Origin of the sequence: Peribacillus phoenicis (genome assembly GCF_047238085.1) — a bacterium.
Classification (GTDB): Bacteria; Bacillota; Bacilli; order Bacillales; family DSM-1321; genus Peribacillus.
In genome coordinates this window covers 1,947,624-1,966,344 of sequence record NZ_JBDFMF010000001.1, presented here as the reverse complement: position 1 = coordinate 1,966,344, position 18,721 = coordinate 1,947,624, and the positions used below count along the sequence as shown (strand labels likewise).

Genomic DNA, 18,721 nt, shown 5'->3' with positions numbered 1-18,721 from the left:
CTTTATAATTTAATCGTAACGTTAGACAATTCACTGTAAAATTCGAAACTATGCGCTCCGCCTTCGCGGCCGATGCCGCTGCGTTTCATGCCCCCAAAAGGTGTACGCAAATCACGCAAATACCAGGTATTCACCCAGATAATGCCCGCTTCTATTTTAGAAGCGACACGATGCGCCCTCCTTAAATCATTGGTCCAGATCGTTGCCCCCAGTCCGTAATGTGTGTCATTAGCATGCTCCAGTGCCTCTTCTTCCGTTTCGAAAGGCATGACCGTTACCACAGGACCAAAAATTTCTTCCCGTACACAACGGGATTCACGCGTAACTCCGGCAATGATTGTCGGTTCAATGAAAAACCCTTTTTCAAACTGTCCTGCTCTTCTTCCTCCAGTTAATATTCTCGCTCCTTCTTCTTTCGCCAAATCAATGTAACTCATCACTTTGTCATAATGTTCTTTTCCTATAACAGCTCCTACTTCCGTATCGGAATCAAACGGATCACCGACTTTTAATTTTTTTGTTCGCGCGACCATCTTTTCAAGGAATTCGTCATACAAACCTTGCTGAACATAGATTCGTGATCCGCACAAACAAACTTCACCTTGATTCATGAAGCTTGATTTCAATGTCGTTTCGATTACTTCATCAAGATTCGAGTCAGCAAATACAATATTCGGATTTTTCCCGCCCAGTTCAAAAGAGATTTTTTTCAATGTGGGAGCGGCAGCTTTCATGATCGCTGTTCCCGTTTTTGTTTCCCCTGTGAATGTAATCGCATCGACGTCCGGATGTTCACTTAGAGCGGCTCCTGCTGAATTTACACCATATCCATGCACAAGGTTGACAACTCCATCGGGAACCCCCGCTTCCTTGCATATTTCCATTAACTTTGTCGCTGTCATCGGTGTCAGTTCAGCTGGTTTCATAACCGCTGTATTGCCAGCTGCCAGGCACGGTGCCAATTTCCACGTCAACAATAGCAAAGGTAAATTCCACGGATTTATCATTCCTACCACGCCTACGGGCCGCCTAATAGAATAATGAAGTGCAATGTTGTTCTGATTGTAGGATTCATTTCCAAGTGCAGTGATATAGTCCGCGAAAAAGTGAAAATTGTGAGCTGAACGCTTGATGTCCATTTCAAGTGCAAGGCTATATGGTTTCCCTGTATCAAGGGTTTCCAACATTGTCAGTTCTTCTTTCTTTTCCAAAATGAGATCGCCGATACGCCTTAGAAGCGCAGAGCGTTCATTATCGGTAAAAGATTTCCAAGGACCTTTAAGCGCACGTCTTGCTGCAGAAACAGCCTGATTCACCTCCTCTATACCTCCTTCTGCAACCCATCCAAGCTTTTCTTCCGTTGCGGGATTGATATTGTCAAAAATCTTGGATTGATTTGGATTCAGGAATTCCCCATTAATAAAGTGCCGGCAATCTATCGATTTAGCTGTATTTATACTAGCTTTTGCTGCTTGCATGAAACATCCCTCCCCTTTAATTAAGACACTGGCTTAGAAATCAAGTGCCTCAATCTTGTATTTCCACAATCATTTCAATTTCAATTGCAGTGTTATTTGGAAGCTGGGCCATCCCCACTGCTGACCGGGCATGTCTGCCCCTCTCTCCAAACACGGCAACAAGCAGATCTGATGCACCATTCAATACTTTAGGCTGTCCTGTGAAATTTTCTGTTGAATTTACCATTCCGAGAATTTTGATTACCTTCTTCACTCTGGATAGATCTCCAAGCTCATCCTTAAGCACCCTCAGAAGATTAATCATGGACTGCCTCGCTGCCTGATATCCTTCTTCTTCCGTCAGCTCTTTGCCAAGCTTGCCGTGGAAATCATCAACACCTTGTCCGGATGTGAATATCAAATTTCCCACCCGGACGTGGCTGACATAGTTGCCGACCGCTTTCCTTGGCGGCTCTAGCATGATCCCAAGTTCCTCAAGCACTTGTTCTGGCGCTTTAATCTGTTTTTCCATGCTTCTCCCCTCGCGATTCCAAATTTAAGAACCTCAATGCATTTCGACCTAGAAGATTCGCTTTCACTTCATCTGAAAGATTTAGAGTGTCATCAATCACTTGACCTGGAGGCTTTTCTCTCAATAAAAATGGATAGTCGGAACCCATCAGCACTTTCTTATACCCAAAACGGTCAATCAGATACTGAATATTCCGGGTATCATAGTTCAGGGAATCGAAATAAAACTTTTGTGCATAATGGCTTGGTGGCATTGATGTTTTTCTTAATTCAGGCCATACTTCCCACCCCTGATCGATCCGCGGTAAAATATATGGAAATGAGCCCCCGCCGTGTGCAAAACAGATTTTCAGATTTGGGAACTTTTCCATGACGCCGCTCCATGCAATGCTTGCTGCCGCCAATGCCGTTTCACTCGGCATCGCCACTGTATACATGAGGTTATGCCGTTCCGTTCGGTCTTTTGCCATTGTCTCCCATGGATGTATAAACAGCGGGACATTCCATTTTTCAGCCATTTGGAAGAATTCCAATAAAACAGGTGAATCCAGATTCTCTCCGTTTACGTTAGTACCGATTTCGATTCCCGCCAGGCCAAGCTCAAATTTACAGCGTTCCATTTCACCAATTGCCACTTTCAAATCCTGAAGCGGTACAGTACCGAGACCGATGAACCTGTCAGGATGCCTGTTCACAGTCTCAGCAATGAAATCATTCTGGAACTGTGACATATATAGCGCCTGGTCAATTGGCGCCCAGTATGAAAATGTCACTGGCACCGGTGAGAGCACCTGCATATCGACTCCTTCGGCATCCATATCCTGAATGCGTTTTTCCGCGTCCCATACCTGGTCAGTCACTTTCCTGAACAGCTTTCCGCTTACCATGATATCCGCCCCGCAAGAACATTTCCGCTCTAGTACTGGCCAGCGTCCCTGACCAAATTTACCGGTTAAGTCCGGGAGGTCCAACGGAAGAATATGTGTATGAAAATCTATTCGCATTTCCAATCCTCAACGTTTTCTGACATGACATGACCGCATTCACTACAGGTGCGAAGTTCTTTACTACCGTTGAAAGCCTCGATGGCTTCTTTCACCTGGATCTCAATATTCGTCAATTGGATCGTAACTTTGTGCATCTCATGGTTACAATTCCCGCAGAACCAAACAAAATCTTCAAGCTCATCTTTAGCACGCTTGCGTTCTATGACAATGCCGTAAGTATCAGATACACGATGAGGAGAATGGGGTACATCAGCCGGCAGCATGAACATTTCCCCTTCTTTCACCTCCACTACTTCGCGTTCGCCGTTTTGATTGATACATTCTACATAGCAGGATCCTTTTATCTGATAAAATAGCTCATCAGAAGGGTCTACATGAAAATCACGCCGATAATTCGGACCACCCAGTAGCATGACAATGAATTCGGAATCTTCCCAAAGCACTTTGTTATTAACCGGCGGTTTCAATAAATTTTTATTGTCTTCAATAACTTTCATTAGATTTAATGATCTAGCCTGCAATTTTGAAGATTGAGCATATCCTTTCATAAATAAACTACCTCCAGTTTTCATAATAGTCAAAAAATTCACACTAGCGACATATAACCAACTTGTTTTGAAATCATTTGTGCCGAACGAATTACCGACTGAATAATTCTCGTTTTTTCTTTCCCAATCATATAATTTCGGTCCCCGACGAGGTTAAGTGCCGCAATGACTTGGCCATTATAGGATTTAATGGGTGCTGCCACACCATATAACCCATAATCATTTTCATCATCACTAATCGCAAATCCTTGTTTGCGGATGTCCTTTAACTCTTCATTCAATTTATTAATGCAAGTGATCGTGTTAGTTGAGTGCTTCAATAGCCCTTTTGCAAGCGTAGGCTGAATGAAGGATGGGTTAAAGGCAAGTAATACTTTCCCGGTGCTCGTACAATAAGCTGGTTTTCTTGCTCCTATATATGTGGTCATATGCTCGGCATGAGGGGACGACATTTTCATCACAAACCTGACTTCGCCTTCGTGAAACATACCGATGTGAGAATTACCTCTAAATTGCAGGACAAGATTACTGATAATAGGACCTGCCTCATAATGAATATCCTGCTGATACATGACTTTACTGCTCCACTCAAGTAACTTCCAACCAAGCCGGTACTTTCGATCTTTGCCTTGGATCAGCATCCCATCCTTGCACATCGTTTTCACTAGATGATGGGATGAGCTCGGACTCATATTCAATTTTTTAGCTATTTCCTTATTTCCAAGTGAGGGTTCTTCATTTGTGAATAAATCAAGTATCTTTATTAGCTTCTCAACGGACGAGATCATGACGGTCCCCCCCCTCCCTATTCAACTATAAAAATTACTGTTTAACCGCATCGATGGCTATTTGCATCGGTTTGTTAAGCACCTCATCCACCATGGTAAAGGTCTTGTTTTTCTTATATTTATTATAATAAATCGCTCTTTTCCTAACTGGATCACCCGTGTAATAGCGTTCGTATTGAAGTAGGCGCTGCCCAAATGCTTCCCCGCATAAATCCCAAGCCAATTTAAACACCCGAACGCGCTCTTCCGCTGAAACCCCGCTTCGTCCTCCATAATATTTATCGATATCTACTCGCAATTCCGGATTATCAAAGTCGGCCCCTGTCGGAGACATCAAAAGCCCTCCAGCTCCTATGGTCTGTATCACTTCTATGGCACGGGGATACATCTCCGGAAGGAAGCCGCGAATCGTTTCCAATGCATCCGGATTTGGCCGGGCCTCACCGTAGTCATTGATCGTGTACTCATATTCCGCTACCCGAAGCAGTGAACGGATGACTTCGACGGATTGAACAAGTTCACCCAAATCACGCTGTACATGAAGGAATCCATCAACCCCGATAGAGTCTGCCACTTTACAAGCAACCTCAACGGCAAATGCCAGTTTAATATATCCACGCACTCCCGATTGGTGAGCAGGCTGTTCAGCGATCCCCGTCATTGGATACAAGCGGTTTGCCGCCTCCACATTGTTGTATAAGAAGACGCGGTTCCAAGGAACCAGGACATCATTGAATACAAGCAGGGCGTCCATTTCCTCATAGCGTGAGGCAAGTGGATGGTCAAACATCGAGCGTGTTCCGTCCTGCATTGGTTCCCGGCAGATTATACGCAGTCCAGGCGTATCGATCGGCAATGCAAATGCTACCGCATGACGTTCATCCCCTGGTGTGAATCCTGGGAAAGAATAGATAATCACCTCATCGGTGATCGGTGCCAGGGTTGCTAACATTTTTGCACCGCGTACAAGTATTCCTTCTTCTTTTTCCTCAACGGTCCCTAAGTGGGTATATGTTTCTTTTTGCTCATGAGATTGCTTGCTTCGATCATTTTGAGGATTAATGATCGCATGCGTTAAGAATAAATCATTGTCACGAATATAGGTATAATAATCCTTGATGTTCTTTGACCAGTCTTTGTTGTATTTATCAAGAAACCAAGAGTTATGTGCCATGGAAGTGACCACGACATTTAAAAAGTCCGGCGTTCTCCCCATAAGTCCATATGTCATCCTTGCATACACTTCAAATAATTTACTTCTTTTTTGCAAATCCTCCGATGTCTTCGGGAATATGAAAGCATTGTTAACACGTTCTCCGGTTTCTTTGCAAATGTGGGTGATTTCATCTTGATATTCCGGGTCATGTTGAATGTCATACAACTTTGCAATTTCTTGTATCGGCTGTTTAAAAATTGGCTCATAATAAATATCCTCAACCACTCTTCCGCCAAGCCAGACTTCTGGCTTCCTTGATTTAATTCTATTAATATATTCTTCGCCGGTTTTAATGCCCATAAGAATCCCCCTTATTTTACAAGTTGTTTAGCAGACCCCATTTTCCCTTGATAAAAAGTAAGCGCTTCCAAATCTTCGAATTGTAACTCCTGGATCTCACCGATGAACAATACATGATCACCAGCATCATACTCTCTCCATGGTTTGCATTCCATCCAGGCAACACTTCCATTTATTTTTGGCGAAACCCCCTTGTTATCCCAGTCAATTTCAATCGTATCCTGTTTACTGCCTGCAAATTGCCATGCTATGGATTCCTGTTCATCCGACAAGATATTAATGGTAAAAGATTTGTCTTTCATGCTCGTGCAGGCTTTTGCTTCTTTATGAATTGATACTAAAGCAAGCGGGGGATCCAAGGAAACCGAGGTAAATGAATTCACAGTAATCCCCTTTTGAACTTTCCCATCAAACCAGCTCACTATCGTGACTCCGGTTGGGAATTTACCAAAGCAATTTCTCAACTCGCGCCCATCCATCTTATCACCTCCTACTCTTTTATTATGAATTCATTATAGTAAACTTAATATTTTTAAAAACCCATATAATTTCATAATGTGAAATTATAGGAAAAATTTATTTTTAATTGTGAACTATCAAAAGAACTCCCCGAAGAAAAGACTTTCATTACCGCATTATCAAAAATCAGTGTTAAACTATCCATGTTCATTCATATTTCCAGCTTAATTAATAATGGACTTTTTTGGTCTTGACTTGAATAGATGAAAGTGGTGAGGGAAGTTTCCATTTTGCGTACCTTTAGAAAGATCTATCAATTTTTTGTAGATATACCTTTAAAAAAAGGAGTGGTTTTACAAAACCGCTACGAAATCACTACTGTAATTGGAACAGGAAGCTACGGGATTGTTTATCATTGCACGGATTTGAAAACGAATGAGAATAAAGTGATCAAACAACTTCGGAGAAGTAAACGCCGCAGCAAAAAAGAGCTGAAACAGTTTGAAAATGAAATTTCCATATTACGTATGTTAAATCACAAAAACATGCCCATATTTCACGAGAAATTTTCACATGACGGGAATGTTTATTTTGTGATGAATTTCATTGAAGGGGATAATTTAGAAGACCATATTTTCTTAAATCATATAACATTCAATGAGAAAGAGTCTCTATTTTTTCTTGAAGATCTGGTCGAATTAGTATCTTATCTACACAACCATGACATATACCATCAAGATTTGCGTATTCCAAATATTTTAATTAAAGGCCATGAGCCTATTTTGATAGACTTTGGTTTGTCTAAAATGAACGTTACGGCCGATTTTGCAAAGGAATCCATTTTGGAGCTGAAACGGCAGGATTTTTACGACTTGGGAGAGATACTCTTATATATACTTTATACGACGTACTCAGCCAAAAATAAAAAGGCTCTTCCTTGGACAGAAGAGCTTTCGTTAGAAAAAGAAACCGTGCATATCCTGAAAAGGTTATTAGGCATCCAAGAACCTTATTCAGATATCAGTGAAATCTCATTGGATCTGCAAGCTGCATTAGAGAAATTGCATTAGCTGCTGCTGCCCCGTCCTTTTCTCTTGTAGCGGTCACTTCCACTCATGGGATACCTTTTGTAACCTCGGCTGCTGCTGCTGCCTCGGCGATAATGACCATGTCTTCGCTCACTGCTGCCTTGGGAAAGCTGTTTGATTTTTTTCATTATTTTCTTCAGCATATCTTTCACCTCTTTTATTTTGGTTTTAAAACTTGTTATTACTTAGCCTAACATAGTCACAGTATAAACCTTACTAATAAGTACTATAATTTTTTTTCATTTGTGTTACATTCCATTACCGCTTCATGGAGTGGGCTTCTTCCATTGTTGGTCATGAGAACGCCCTATACGCCTCCGTTTGAAAATGGCATCGAATATATAAAAATGACTGTCATTCACTGCCTTCCAAGCGCAAATTAAAATCAGACAGTATACAAAAAAACCTGGCGAATATCGCATCGCCAGGTTTTTTTCGTTACTCTTTTATTTTACAGCTTCTTTTAATTCCTTACCTGCTTTAAAAGCAGGTACTTTACTAGCTGCAATTTGTATTTCTTCGCCAGTTTGCGGGTTTCTTCCTGTACGAGCTGCGCGGTCACGCACTTCAAATGTACCAAAACCAACTAATTGGATTTTTTCTTCTTTAGCAAGTGTAGCCGTGATTGTTTCAAACAATGCGTCCACTACTTTTTTTGCGTCGTCTTTTGTCAGTTCAGCTTGTGCTGCAACACTGCTCACTAATTCTGTTTTATTCATATGAACACCTCATCCTTTTATTTTGTATAAAGTATGTAGAGTAGACAACATAACATATCTTGTATGCCTCTGTCACTTAAAATGGCTAAATAAAAGGAATTATCGCTCTAAATTGATCTTTTTTTAAGGTTAAAGGGCTATGATCAACATTAAACTAATGACCCTTTTCAACTTTCTGCAGTTTCCAGCTGCAGCCATTGATAGATCGTATCCATATCAATGTTCTCTTCCAAATGGGAAGCCAAGAGATTGTAAGCTTCCTCCCTGCGCTCCGAGTCGCTTTGAACGTTTTCCTTCACTTCTTCCAACCCCTTGTTCCGTCGAATTTGGTTAACTAGTAATCTAGTGAACAAGCGATTATGGAATATCCCATGAAGATATGTTCCCATTACCTTGTTGTCATTGGAAATGGCTCCATCCTCTCTTCCATCCTTCAATAAAAGAAAGGGCCTTACTTGTGACTTCAATGTCGTTCTGCCTAAATGTATTTCAAAACCGTTAAGATTCATTTGACCTTCCATTATCCCGGCAGAAAGGACACCTTCCATTTGTACCGTTTTCTTTTCTGCTTGAAAAATGGTTTCCACCGGAAGAAGCGAAAGCCCTTCCGCGTTCTCACCGTCACCCTCGACCGCGTCGGGATCAAAAAGTTTTGTCCCTAGCATTTGAAAACCGCCGCATATGCCGAATATCATCGTTCCTTGTTTCCGCAGTTCATTGATGGCCCGATCCAATCCCATACGTTTCAACCACTCTAAATCTTCCATCGTGTTTTTTGTACCCGGCAAAATTAGCAGATCGGGATTACCTAACTCATGTACACTGCTTACTAGGCGAACACCTACTCCGGGTTCATCAAAAAAAGGATCCACATCAGTAAAATTGGAGATCCGCGGAAATCTCAAGACGGCAACATCGATCGGAAACTCAGCCTTTTTAGGTTTTTTAAAACGTAAGGAAGAGAGGGCAAGTGAATCTTCCGCTTCAATATTCACCTCTAGATAGGGCAGCACCCCGAGAACAGGAATCCCGGTTTCCTTTTCCAACCATTCAATGCCATCGTCCAATAATTCACGCATGCCACGAAATTTATTGATGATGATGCCCTTTACACTATCTCGTTCATCTTGATCCAATAAGGCAAGTGTCCCGATAATGGACGCAAATACTCCACCACGATCAATATCGGCCACTAAAATGACAGCTGCATCCGCGAGTTTAGCCATTCGCATATTCGCTATATCCCGGTCCTTAAGGTTAATTTCAGCGGGACTTCCTGCCCCTTCGAGTACAATGATGTCATATTCATCTTGAAGTTTTTCCACCGATTTACGGATGATGGGCATGGCTTCCTGGACAAATTGGGACCGATAGCTTTTTGCATTCATATCAAGGAAATGCTTTCCGTGCACGATGACTTCCGAAACCATATCCTGTTTCGGTTTCAGTAATATCGGATTCATATCGGTCGTTGCCGTGATCCGTGCCGCTTCCGCCTGTACTCCCTGTGCCCGTCCGATTTCACCGCCATCCAAGGTTACATAAGAATTCAAAGCCATGTTTTGTGATTTGAACGGGACGACACGTAATCCTTTATTGGAAAATACCCGGCAAAATGCCGTACAAATCAAACTTTTCCCTACATCAGATGACGTCCCTTGTATCATGATGGATCGTGCCTTCATTACGTTCACCCCCTAAAACTCTAATCCTTTGACAGCGCCGATACCCTCGTCATAATAATGCTTGGTCGCCTCGATCGATGAAACCAAATCCGCCATTTCCATAAGCTCCGGCCTTGCATCCCTGCCGGTAATGACTATATGCATATGAGCGGGACGATTTCGAATGGCATCGATGACTTCAGCCAATGGCAAGACATCTTCAATCGGGAATTTGGAAATAGCTAACGCATTGTTCAACTCATCCAAAACAAGTAAATCAATATCCGGATCAGTAAGTGCCAGTTTCGCCTTTTCCCAAGCTAACGATAAGGCATTGCGATGCTCTTCTGGTGTTTTGGTCCATGTAAAACCAATACCTAACTGTTCCATTTTAACTCCTAATTTTTCCAAAGCCAATGTTTCCCCATAAGTACGCTCTGGAGATTTAATAAACTGAAGGAATTTGACATTCATTCCTCTGCCGATCGCCCTTAAAGTCACCCCTAATGAGGCAGTCGTCTTCCCTTTCCCATTTCCCGTATAAATAAGCATTAATCCTCTGCGTGCCACTCACTCACCTACCTTCATAGCCAAACTGTTTTTTCTATGTATGAAGTCCTTTTAGTAGCAGGAACCGGCTGATCGCCTTTAGGGTATCCGACAAAAATGGTGCCGATCACTTTTTTGTTTTCCGGTGAACCGATAAATTCGTGCAGGCGTTCATCCCTGACAAGGCCCACCCCTCTAGTGCGCCAAACGAATCCAAGACCAAGTTCTTTTGCGGCAAGCCACATCGAATGGACGGCACAACAAGAAGCGAATACATTGTCTTCGGATGAATCTGGATCGTCAGGTAAAATATCAGAAGTCACGACAATGATAAGCGGTGTCGTCTTTACAACTTCCAGTGAACTGTCAATCAATTTGGGTTTGGTCGGAAAGCGTTCATGTAAATACCTTTCTGCCAATCCTTCATAACGGTGCTTCGCTTCCCCCTTGATAACATAAAAACTCCAAGGTTCACGCAATCGGTCGTTAGGGGCATAGGTAGCCGCTTCCAATAACTTCCTGATTTTTTCGTCTTCCACTTCTTTTTCTTCGTAATTCCTTATTGCCCGGCGTTCCTTCAATTCTTGAATGATGGACATTCCAACTCATTCCCTTCCTTAATGGAATCTGATTCAATTACTCTTTCAAACCATTGGATTTTTTCTCTTAATTGGACGACATCCCCTACTAGAAAGATTGACGGATTTTGAATTTCTTCTGTTATAGCCTTCAAGGAAATCGAACTTAAAGTACCGGTTATCGTCCTTTGTTTATCTGTCGTGCCCCATTCAATGACGGCCACTGGCGTTTTACCGTCCCTGCCATGTTCCATCAATTTTTCACAGATGAACGGCATATTACCTATTCCCATATAAAAGGCAATGGTATCGATGCCTTGAGCCAATGCCTGCCAATTCAGGTTATCCTGCCCCTTGTAATCACGGCCATGGCCTGTCACAATTGCATAACTTGAAGCATGTTCACGGTGGGTTACCGGGATGCCCGCATAAGCCGGTGCTGCGATTCCCGCTGTGATTCCTGGGACGATATCATATTCAATCCCGTTAGCAGCCAGTATCTCTGCTTCCTCACCGCCCCGCCCAAAAACAAATGGATCTCCACCCTTCAGACGGGTGACGTTTTTCCCCTGTAAGGCTTTTTCCACTAAAAGTTCATGTATTTCATTTTGAATGAGATGATGTTTCCCTGGTGATTTCCCGCAATACACCAGTTCTGCATCTTCTTTTGCATAGTTTAATAGTTCTGGATTGACAAGCCTGTCATATGCAATGACATCCGCCTTTTGGATACATTCCAGTCCATATACCGTAATCAGTTTCGGATCTCCGGGACCCGCACCGACCAAATGAACTTTTCCCGGTTTCATGCTCGCGCCTCCTCTTAAGCTTCAAAAAATACCTTTTTCCTAGTTGATAGTTTCATGGGCAGATCTGTTTTTTTGTTTTAAGCAAGCATCGATCCAGTTCTTTGCAAGTGTTGGATTGGAAGCAAAATGAAAGTGGGTATACCCAGCAACAAGGTTGCCAAATACACACCCCTCTTGTTTCGAACCGAATCTGCCTTTGGTTTCATAAGCATGTGTAAGATCAGCATCCGCTTCAAATGTCGAGTAGTGGAATTCATGACCTTTTGCCTGCTCCATTTCATTGATCAAAAAATTGCCTGGGGTTCCTGTAATTTCACGATATCCAAGTGCTACAAGTTTTTTCTGCATTTTAATCCTGCCCGGGATCAATCCTGCCATATGATGCGTTTCTCCGGAAGTTGTTTCAATCGATTTGCTCAAAAACATGAAACCGCCACATTCCGCAAGAGTCGGCATCCCCTTTTCAATGGAGCTTCTGATGGATATGATAGCATCTACGTTACCGGAAAGTTCAGCTGCAAATTCCTCAGGAAAACCGCCTCCAAGATATAAACCATCAGCATCCAATGGTACTTCATCCCCTTTTAATGGAGAAAAATACTTGATGTTCGCCCCATATGCTTCAAGCAGCTCTAGGTTTTCCTGATAATAAAAATTGAAGGCTGCATCTTTTGCGACGGCAATGCACACGTCCTTTTCATTTTTGGGTTGAAAAATATTTGAGTCTCCACTGGTAACGGAGCTTGTCTTGGACAAACGGTACAACTGCTCGATATCGATCGTTTCCATGACTAATTGTGCAAGCTTATCGAAAAACGGATTTAGTTCCCCGCGTTCAATAGCAGGAATTAAACCTAAATGACGGCTTGGAATATCAATATCCAATTCCCGCTTCATATAACCGAGCACCGGTACATCGCAATCTTGCTCAATGGCCGATTTGACAATTTTGTAATGACCTGCACTTCCCACTTGATTGGCAATGACCCCAATGATGTTCGGGCCAATCGAAAAGTCCTGAAATCCTTTTACAATGGCAGCTGCACTCCGGGCCATGCTGGCACAGTTGACAACCAACAGGACAGGGCTTTTCGTGATGATGCTTATTTCAGCCGTCGACCCTGTATTGGCTAAAGGACTTTTGCCATCGAAGAAGCCCATTACTCCTTCGATGATCGATATATCAGCCCCGGCACCTGCTTTATTAAGAATTTCTCGAACAGTGTCATGTTCAAACATCCAACTGTCAAGATTGCGTGAAACCCGTCCTGTAACTGCGGTATGATAAGTAGGATCAATATAGTCAGGACCACATTTGAACCCTTGAACGGTATAGCCTTTCTTCTGGAGGGCTGCCATGATTCCGATGGTCAATGTCGTTTTACCGACACCGCTTCCGGTACCTGCAATTACCAATCTTCTTTCGTTCATATTTTTTCTCCCTCTAAAAAGGAATGATCCCAACTGATATGGTTACGTTCCCCGATTTTTTCTTAACCAGCTCCAATTGTTCAGCTTTAGTATAGATCCTCACAGCCGGTTCACTCACACCATATGCACCCGTGTATTTAAATACTGTATCCGAAGGCGCTTCGATTTTGGCCTGATTAAGCTCTTCCGGTTCATAATACACGAATTCCCAGCCATATTTTTCAACTACTTCAATCAAGCCAAGTTCGTCTTTCTTTAAGGAAATTGTACAGATCGCCTTAACGCTTTTTAATGAAAATGATAAATCGGCTAGTGTTTCTGCAATCACCTGCTCAATTTCAGCAGCCGCCGTTCCCCTATTGCACCCGATACCAAGAGCAATGACCTTTGGACGATATACGATTCCATTTTCCAGGATTCTCTTTTCCGACTGCTTAAGCATGCGGTGAGTCACGACCAGAGCTGCTTGCGGCTTTGCTTGAAGCGCTTCTTCAATGGATGGGTATATGATAATTTGTTCAGGTAATGCCGTATCATAAGACCACCAGTTCCGTTCACCTGATTCTTGTACAACGGCAACATGCTCTTCATTTACAACGGACGCACTTACTGGAGTCAATTTTTCTGCGGAATCCCAAATCCAGCCGAAGCGCTGGCCGAATAAGTCGACAGGAATCGTTTTTTGTACATCCGAAGCCGTGGTGATTATAGCTCTTGCATTAAGGGCTGCAGCAACTTCCTTAGTCAGTTCATTTGCCCCTCCCAGATGCCCTGAAAGTACACTGATAACATTTTCTCCTTTGTCATCAATGACAACGACACCTGGATCTGTTTTCTTATCCTTCAAAATTGGTGCAATCATCCTCACGACTGCCCCGAGTGAAATAATTAATATGATTCCCTTATATTCCTTGAATAAAGCTGGCAATAGCATACGGACACTGCCCGAAAAAAGCTGGATCTGTTTATGCTCTTCGTCCCCTTTTTCAAACTTGCTCATGTAATAAAGATCGGAATTCGAAAAAACGGTATGTAATTTTCGTGCCAGCTCGACACCATGCTTTGTAATCGCCACGATCGCATAAGTGTGGGACCGTTTAATGGGAGCAAGTTCCGCTTCTTTCAATTCAATGATCATGGTTTAACACCTTTTCTGAAACCGTGGGTAAAACTCGCATCATATAGTTTGGAACGGTATTCATCTTTATCATGGATGTCAGGGTCCAAAGCCCATCCAGCCAAAATCATCGCATGCTTGCGGATGCCATTTTGACGCATATCATCATCTAAGTTCACTAACGTGGTGCGGACGATTTTTTGGTCCGGCCATGTTGCCCGTTGAATGACTGCAACCGGTGTATCATCCTTCCAACCGGCTTCCTGAAGTTCTTTAACGATTTTTTTGGTCAAGGTCGCACTCAAGAAAAGGGCAATCGTACAGTGATGACTTGCCAAATCACGTAACTTCTCAAATTCCGGAACAGGCGTACGTCCTTCAGCCCTCGTTAATATAAGTGTCTGGGTTAAATCAGGGATGGTCAGCTCTGCTCCTATTGCCGCTGCTGAGGCGAACACCGAACTTACGCCAGGAATCACCTCATAACCGATACCCTCTTTCTTCAATAGGACAATTTGTTCCATAATTGCACCGTACATGGCAGGATCCCCTGTATGGATTCTGGCAACCATCTTTCCTTCCTTAACACGATCAACCATGATGCCAACAATTTCTTCCAAATGCATTCCAGCCGTTTTCAGCACCTCGGCATCTGGTTTTGCCTTAGCAATCAATTCTTCATTCACTAATGAATCCGTATATAAAATCACATCAGCCGTTTGGAGAATGTTCAATCCTTTTACAGTAATCAAATCCGGGTCACCCGGGCCGGCACCTACAATATATATCTTCATTTTCTCACCACCATCAATGTTAAGTATTCCAGTTCAAGTCCTTCCAATTCACTCACTTTCCAAATCACTTCCTCATCGGAAGTGACTTTGGTTACGACCGAGGCCTTTTCAAGCAAGTCCAAATCTTTTAAAACGGTAATCATTAAATCGATGACCTTTGCCACTTTGATGAACACCACGGCATCATGATCTTCGATGGCCTTCTTCATCGCTTCATAATCATCCCTTGCAGGAACTATTGCAACATGATCATCACCATCAGCCAAAGCGATGCCCAGCCTTGACGCTGATCCATTAAAGGAAGAAATGCCCGGGACTGTCTTGATTTCGACTTCGGGATGCAACTCCTGCATCAATTTCATCATATGTATGAACGTACTATATAAAAGCGGATCGCCTTCCGTGACGAAAGCAACATCTTTACCTTCATTTAATTTTTGCCAAACCTTTTCCACCGTTCCGTTCCATTCCCGATCCAAAATGGCTTGATCTTTCGTCATCGGAAAAACAAGGCCCAGCATATCCTTTTCTTCAGGACGAATGTAAACTTCAACAATGCGATGGGCGTAGCTTTTACTCCCTTTTCTTTTTTTGGGATACGCAATGACCGGAGATTCCTGAATCACGCGAAATGCCTTTACTGTAATTAGCTCTGGATCGCCCGGGCCCACGCCAAGGCCATATAATGTACCAAGATTACTCATTCATGTCTTCCTTTCGTTGTGCAGTAATGATATAAACCGGATTAAGAGGTACAAATCTGTTCATTCCCAATATTGGCTTACTTCTGGAGATTTGCGCATGCATGATGGAAGTGTGAAAACCAGCTTCCGCAAATGCCTCATTAGCCCGGTAAAGATTCTCAATCGTCGCAGCATTAAGAACGATCCTGCCGCCTTCTTTAAGCCGTTTGCAGCAAGTGTTGATCAGCTCTCCCATTTCGCCGCCAGTCCCGCCAATGAAGATCGCATCAGGATCAGGGAAATTTTCCAATCCCTCCGGGGCTTTACCATGAATCGCCGTTATATCGGTACGGAATTTACGTTGGTTTTGATAACAGTTTTCTAAATCAGGCTTATTTTTTTCAATCGCGAAAATTTGACCTTCGGATGCAAGCTTGGCAGCTTCAATTGCCATTGAGCCCGTACACGTCCCAACATCCCAAACTATGCTGTTTTTTCTGAGTTTCAACGCATGCAGGCTTAATACCCGAATTTCCTTTTTGGTTATGAGGCCTTTGTCCGGCTTTCGCTGCGAAAATTCTTCATCTTCTATCCCCAAGGACCAGCTTGGACCTTCTGATTTTCTTTTCAAAATGACGACATTCAACGGGGAGAATTCCCGCTCCATCATTTCATCAAGTTCATACCAGCCAGATTCTTCGGTTTCCCCTTGAAGATTTTCAGCCACAAATGCCCGGTATTCCGTCATTCCGAATGAAAGGAGATATTTTGCCAGTTGATTGGGGCTATTTTCACTATCAGTAAGCAAGGCAACTTTCGCTTTCCCATCAATCCTTTGTGCCAGCCCTTTCATACTGCGGCCATGAATGCTCACGAGGAAGGCATCTTGCCAGCTTTCCCCCATTTTTGCAAAAGCAAGCTGAATTGAACTGAAATATGGGTAAACCTCCATGTTGATTTTGCTGGAAAGATAGCCTCCCATTCCATAAAACATTGGGTCACCGGAAGCTAAAACCACTGTTGGACGAGTTTCATCCTGCAGTTGCTCCACCACCTTTTTCAAACCGCCCTTTATGACAATCTTTTTGCCAGAATAGTTCGGAAAGAAGGATAAGACCCGTTCACCTCCGACCAGCACTTCACTTTCTTCTATCCATTGGGCATATTGAGGCAGTAAGCTTTCCTGACCGTTATCCCCTATCCCGATTAATTTAATCGATTGACTCAATTCCAACAGCCCTTCCCAGTAATTGTCCTTTCAACGAATAAATCGCCGTTTCCATTTCAATGCCGCCCTTCACTTGGTTAATGGCAGAGTGACAGCAGGATTCACATAGTTTATTAAAAAAGTCAAAATTATTAATGGCTGACATCATATCCCCGACTTGTGACGCTGTGTTTGCATTCTTGATTTCAAGAACAAGATCATCATCAGCTCCGACGCTTTGGGCTATTTCCGATAGAAAGCCGAAGTCGACGGGGGCACTTTTTGAATGCACCATCATCACACCTTGGGCCACTTTGGAGAATTTCCCCATCATGCCGACGAGTGATACCTTTTTAATCCCCTGCCTCTTACATTGCTTAAGTGAGAAGCCTACAAAGTCACCCATTTCTATAAAGGCTTCCTCAGGTAAATCCTGGAGAAGGCCCATGGCATACTTTTCACTGCGCCCGCCAGTCGTTAAAACAAGATGTTCACACCCACTCGCTTTGGCGACACTGATGGCCTGAACGATACTTGCCATATAGGCGGAACTGGAAAAAGGGACGACAGTGCCCCTTGTTCCCAAAATGGAAATGCCTCCTACAATCCCCAAGCGGCCATTTAATGTTTTTTTCGCTATTTCTTCTCCTGCGGGCACGGAGATGACGACTTTCACTCCTCTATTGATCTTAAATTCTTCCAATGTTTGTTGCACAGTGGTTAAAATCATTTTGCGCGGTACAGGATTAATCGCGGCCTCTCCAACTGGAACGGGAAGACCGGGTTTGGTTACACGACCAACTCCGGTCCCTCCATCCAAGATAATCCCAGGTGCATCCGACCAGCTGACAGTAGAGATAATATGGGCCAAATGTGTGGCATCGGGATCATCTCCGGCATCTTTAATCGTTTCTGCACTAACCACATTTTCCGATATTTCATATTTCTCAATAGTGAAAGTAGCATCTCGGCCGATTGGCAAGGAAATGGTTGCCTCCTCTAGTGCATCCCCCGTGATCAAAGCGGTCAATGCCGCTTTGGTCACAGCTGTTGAACATGCTCCCGTCGTATATCCATGACGCATTTGTGAGGGGTCTTTTTTCACTTTCTTTTCCATGTTTTTTAACTATCAGCTAAAAGGGAAATCGCGTTCAATGCTGCAACAGTGACAGTACTTCCACCTTTTCGGCCAATATTCGTAATGAATGGCACTTCTGTGATCTTAGCCAGTTCCTCTTTCGATTCTGCTGCAGAAACAAATCCAACAGGCATTCCAATGATTAAGTCCGGTTTTGCAATCCCTTCTTTAATAAGACGAATGAGCTCTAGTAAAGCGGTAGGTGCATTGCCAATCGCATAAATGCCCCCTTCATTTTCCTTTACTGCTTTTTGCATCGAAATGATCGCCCTTGTCGTATTCAAACGTTTTGCCTCGACCATCACATCCGGATCCGAAATATAGCAATGAACGTCCCCGCCATGTTTTTGAAATCGTTTTTTGCCTGTACCGCTCTCGATCATTTGAACATCCGCAATGACATGTCTGCCTTTGCGAATGGCTTCCACACCAGCTTGAATGGCATTTGGATGGATTATTACACTTCTTCCCAATTCAAAATCCGCTGAAGCATGAATGACCCGGCGGACGATCTTCCATTCATCTTCAGAAAAATCATGATTGCCCATTTCTTCAGCAATGATTGAAAAACTATAATCATATATTTTGTCAGGGTCTACCGTTAGTGGTTTAAAATCCGTTTTAAAATCCATCTTGCA

General features: G+C 43.1%; 20 protein-coding genes. 1 reads left to right on the top strand and 19 read right to left on the bottom strand.

Annotated elements, in window-relative coordinates; translation table 11 throughout:
• Positions 1-2 precede the first annotated feature (2 nt).
• Genes ABC374_RS09490 through ABC374_RS09460 form a run of 7 tightly spaced genes read right to left on the bottom strand, consistent with a single transcriptional unit; the run spans position 3 to position 6,326 of the window.
• Positions 3-1,478, bottom strand: a complete 1,476-nt coding sequence (locus tag ABC374_RS09490) for an aldehyde dehydrogenase (protein ID WP_413017285.1) — start codon at positions 1,476-1,478, stop codon at positions 3-5.
• A gap of 49 nt (positions 1,479-1,527) precedes the next feature.
• Positions 1,528-1,989, bottom strand: coding sequence for a RidA family protein (locus ABC374_RS09485; protein WP_413017283.1), 462 nt, complete (start codon positions 1,987-1,989; stop codon positions 1,528-1,530).
• Complete coding sequence (locus tag ABC374_RS09480; protein WP_350302429.1) at positions 1,973-2,998, bottom strand: amidohydrolase family protein; 1,026 nt, start codon at positions 2,996-2,998, stop codon at positions 1,973-1,975. Before ABC374_RS09480 ends, ABC374_RS09485 begins: the two co-directional genes overlap by 17 nt.
• Positions 2,983-3,543: a 3-hydroxyanthranilate 3,4-dioxygenase gene (locus ABC374_RS09475; protein ID WP_413017281.1), complete on the bottom strand. Its 561-nt coding sequence runs from the start codon at positions 3,541-3,543 to the stop codon at positions 2,983-2,985. Before ABC374_RS09475 ends, ABC374_RS09480 begins: the two co-directional genes overlap by 16 nt.
• Positions 3,544-3,581: 38 nt before the next feature.
• On the bottom strand, positions 3,582-4,331 hold the full coding sequence (locus ABC374_RS09470) for an IclR family transcriptional regulator (RefSeq protein ID WP_413017279.1): 750 nt from the start codon (positions 4,329-4,331) through the stop codon (positions 3,582-3,584).
• A 34-nt stretch (positions 4,332-4,365) separates the two neighbouring features.
• Positions 4,366-5,847 carry a 4-hydroxyphenylacetate 3-hydroxylase family protein gene (locus ABC374_RS09465; protein ID WP_413017277.1) on the bottom strand — a complete coding sequence of 494 codons (1,482 nt, stop codon included), beginning with the start codon at positions 5,845-5,847 and terminating at the stop codon, positions 4,366-4,368.
• A gap of 11 nt (positions 5,848-5,858) precedes the next feature.
• A complete protein-coding gene (locus ABC374_RS09460) occupies positions 5,859-6,326 on the bottom strand; it encodes a flavin reductase family protein (protein WP_413017275.1) in 468 nt (155 codons plus the stop codon).
• Between the two features lie 270 nt (positions 6,327-6,596).
• On the opposite strand from ABC374_RS09460, the gene ABC374_RS09455 reads away from it, so the two are divergent.
• Positions 6,597-7,376: a protein kinase domain-containing protein gene (locus tag ABC374_RS09455; protein WP_413017273.1), complete on the top strand. Its 780-nt coding sequence runs from the start codon at positions 6,597-6,599 to the stop codon at positions 7,374-7,376.
• A 464-nt stretch (positions 7,377-7,840) separates the two neighbouring features.
• Here ABC374_RS09455 and ABC374_RS09450 read toward each other — a convergent pair whose 3' ends face one another.
• From ABC374_RS09450 to ABC374_RS09395, 12 genes are all read right to left on the bottom strand, one after another.
• A complete protein-coding gene (locus tag ABC374_RS09450) occupies positions 7,841-8,113 on the bottom strand; it encodes an HU family DNA-binding protein (protein WP_063233522.1) in 273 nt (90 codons plus the stop codon).
• A gap of 167 nt (positions 8,114-8,280) precedes the next feature.
• Positions 8,281-9,798 carry a cobyric acid synthase gene (locus ABC374_RS09445; RefSeq protein ID WP_413017271.1) on the bottom strand — a complete coding sequence of 506 codons (1,518 nt, stop codon included), beginning with the start codon at positions 9,796-9,798 and terminating at the stop codon, positions 8,281-8,283.
• 12 nt (positions 9,799-9,810) lie between these two features.
• On the bottom strand, positions 9,811-10,347 hold the full coding sequence (locus ABC374_RS09440; RefSeq protein ID WP_413017269.1) for a cob(I)yrinic acid a,c-diamide adenosyltransferase: 537 nt from the start codon (positions 10,345-10,347) through the stop codon (positions 9,811-9,813).
• A 14-nt stretch (positions 10,348-10,361) separates the two neighbouring features.
• Positions 10,362-10,925: a nitroreductase family protein gene (locus tag ABC374_RS09435; protein ID WP_413017267.1), complete on the bottom strand. Its 564-nt coding sequence runs from the start codon at positions 10,923-10,925 to the stop codon at positions 10,362-10,364.
• Positions 10,904-11,713, bottom strand: a complete 810-nt coding sequence (cobA, locus tag ABC374_RS09430) for a uroporphyrinogen-III C-methyltransferase (RefSeq protein ID WP_413017265.1) — start codon at positions 11,711-11,713, stop codon at positions 10,904-10,906. The genes ABC374_RS09435 and cobA overlap by 22 nt, the downstream gene beginning before the upstream one ends.
• 39 nt (positions 11,714-11,752) lie before the next feature.
• Complete coding sequence (locus ABC374_RS09425) at positions 11,753-13,144, bottom strand: cobyrinic acid a,c-diamide synthase CobB (RefSeq protein WP_413017263.1); 1,392 nt, start codon at positions 13,142-13,144, stop codon at positions 11,753-11,755.
• A gap of 13 nt (positions 13,145-13,157) precedes the next feature.
• A complete protein-coding gene (locus ABC374_RS09420) occupies positions 13,158-14,282 on the bottom strand; it encodes a cobalt-precorrin 5A hydrolase (RefSeq protein WP_413017261.1) in 1,125 nt (374 codons plus the stop codon).
• Positions 14,279-15,055 (bottom strand): precorrin-4 C(11)-methyltransferase, encoded by a 777-nt coding sequence (gene cobM, locus ABC374_RS09415; RefSeq protein ID WP_318291661.1) that lies wholly within the window; start codon positions 15,053-15,055, stop codon positions 14,279-14,281. The genes ABC374_RS09420 and cobM overlap by 4 nt, the downstream gene beginning before the upstream one ends.
• Positions 15,052-15,759 carry a precorrin-2 C(20)-methyltransferase gene (gene cobI, locus ABC374_RS09410; protein WP_098371853.1) on the bottom strand — a complete coding sequence of 236 codons (708 nt, stop codon included), beginning with the start codon at positions 15,757-15,759 and terminating at the stop codon, positions 15,052-15,054. Before cobI ends, cobM begins: the two co-directional genes overlap by 4 nt.
• Positions 15,752-16,966: a precorrin-6y C5,15-methyltransferase (decarboxylating) subunit CbiE gene (cbiE, locus tag ABC374_RS09405; protein WP_413020309.1), complete on the bottom strand. Its 1,215-nt coding sequence runs from the start codon at positions 16,964-16,966 to the stop codon at positions 15,752-15,754. Before cbiE ends, cobI begins: the two co-directional genes overlap by 8 nt.
• Positions 16,950-18,062, bottom strand: coding sequence for a cobalt-precorrin-5B (C(1))-methyltransferase (locus ABC374_RS09400; protein ID WP_413017258.1), 1,113 nt, complete (start codon positions 18,060-18,062; stop codon positions 16,950-16,952). Before ABC374_RS09400 ends, cbiE begins: the two co-directional genes overlap by 17 nt.
• A 5-nt stretch (positions 18,063-18,067) precedes the next feature.
• Positions 18,068-18,715, bottom strand: a complete 648-nt coding sequence (locus ABC374_RS09395; RefSeq protein ID WP_034312499.1) for a precorrin-8X methylmutase — start codon at positions 18,713-18,715, stop codon at positions 18,068-18,070.
• Between the last annotated feature and the right edge of the window lie 6 nt (positions 18,716-18,721).

Bases quoted from the DNA above. Each gene is read 5' to 3' on its own strand.
- ABC374_RS09435 (WP_413017267.1), bottom strand. From the start codon at position 10,925: ATGTCCATCATTCAAGAATTGAAGGAACGCCGGGCAATAAGGAATTAC.
- ABC374_RS09400 (WP_413017258.1), bottom strand. From the start codon at position 18,062: ATGGAAAAGAAAGTGAAAAAAGACCCCTCACAAATGCGTCATGGATAT.
- cobI (WP_098371853.1), bottom strand. From the start codon at position 15,759: ATGAGTAATCTTGGTACATTATATGGCCTTGGCGTGGGCCCGGGCGAT.
- ABC374_RS09490 (WP_413017285.1), bottom strand. From the start codon at position 1,478: ATGCAAGCAGCAAAAGCTAGTATAAATACAGCTAAATCGATAGATTGC.
- ABC374_RS09425 (WP_413017263.1), bottom strand. From the start codon at position 13,144: ATGAACGAAAGAAGATTGGTAATTGCAGGTACCGGAAGCGGTGTCGGT.
- ABC374_RS09460 (WP_413017275.1), bottom strand. From the start codon at position 6,326: ATGGATGGGCGCGAGTTGAGAAATTGCTTTGGTAAATTCCCAACCGGA.
- ABC374_RS09395 (WP_034312499.1), bottom strand. From the start codon at position 18,715: ATGGATTTTAAAACGGATTTTAAACCACTAACGGTAGACCCTGACAAA.
- ABC374_RS09485 (WP_413017283.1), bottom strand. From the start codon at position 1,989: ATGGAAAAACAGATTAAAGCGCCAGAACAAGTGCTTGAGGAACTTGGG.
- ABC374_RS09450 (WP_063233522.1), bottom strand. From the start codon at position 8,113: ATGAATAAAACAGAATTAGTGAGCAGTGTTGCAGCACAAGCTGAACTG.
- cobM (WP_318291661.1), bottom strand. From the start codon at position 15,055: ATGAAGATATATATTGTAGGTGCCGGCCCGGGTGACCCGGATTTGATT.
- ABC374_RS09465 (WP_413017277.1), bottom strand. From the start codon at position 5,847: ATGGGCATTAAAACCGGCGAAGAATATATTAATAGAATTAAATCAAGG.
- ABC374_RS09475 (WP_413017281.1), bottom strand. From the start codon at position 3,543: ATGAAAGGATATGCTCAATCTTCAAAATTGCAGGCTAGATCATTAAAT.
- ABC374_RS09420 (WP_413017261.1), bottom strand. From the start codon at position 14,282: ATGATCATTGAATTGAAAGAAGCGGAACTTGCTCCCATTAAACGGTCC.
- ABC374_RS09445 (WP_413017271.1), bottom strand. From the start codon at position 9,798: ATGAAGGCACGATCCATCATGATACAAGGGACGTCATCTGATGTAGGG.
- cobA (WP_413017265.1), bottom strand. From the start codon at position 11,713: ATGAAACCGGGAAAAGTTCATTTGGTCGGTGCGGGTCCCGGAGATCCG.
- ABC374_RS09470 (WP_413017279.1), bottom strand. From the start codon at position 4,331: ATGATCTCGTCCGTTGAGAAGCTAATAAAGATACTTGATTTATTCACA.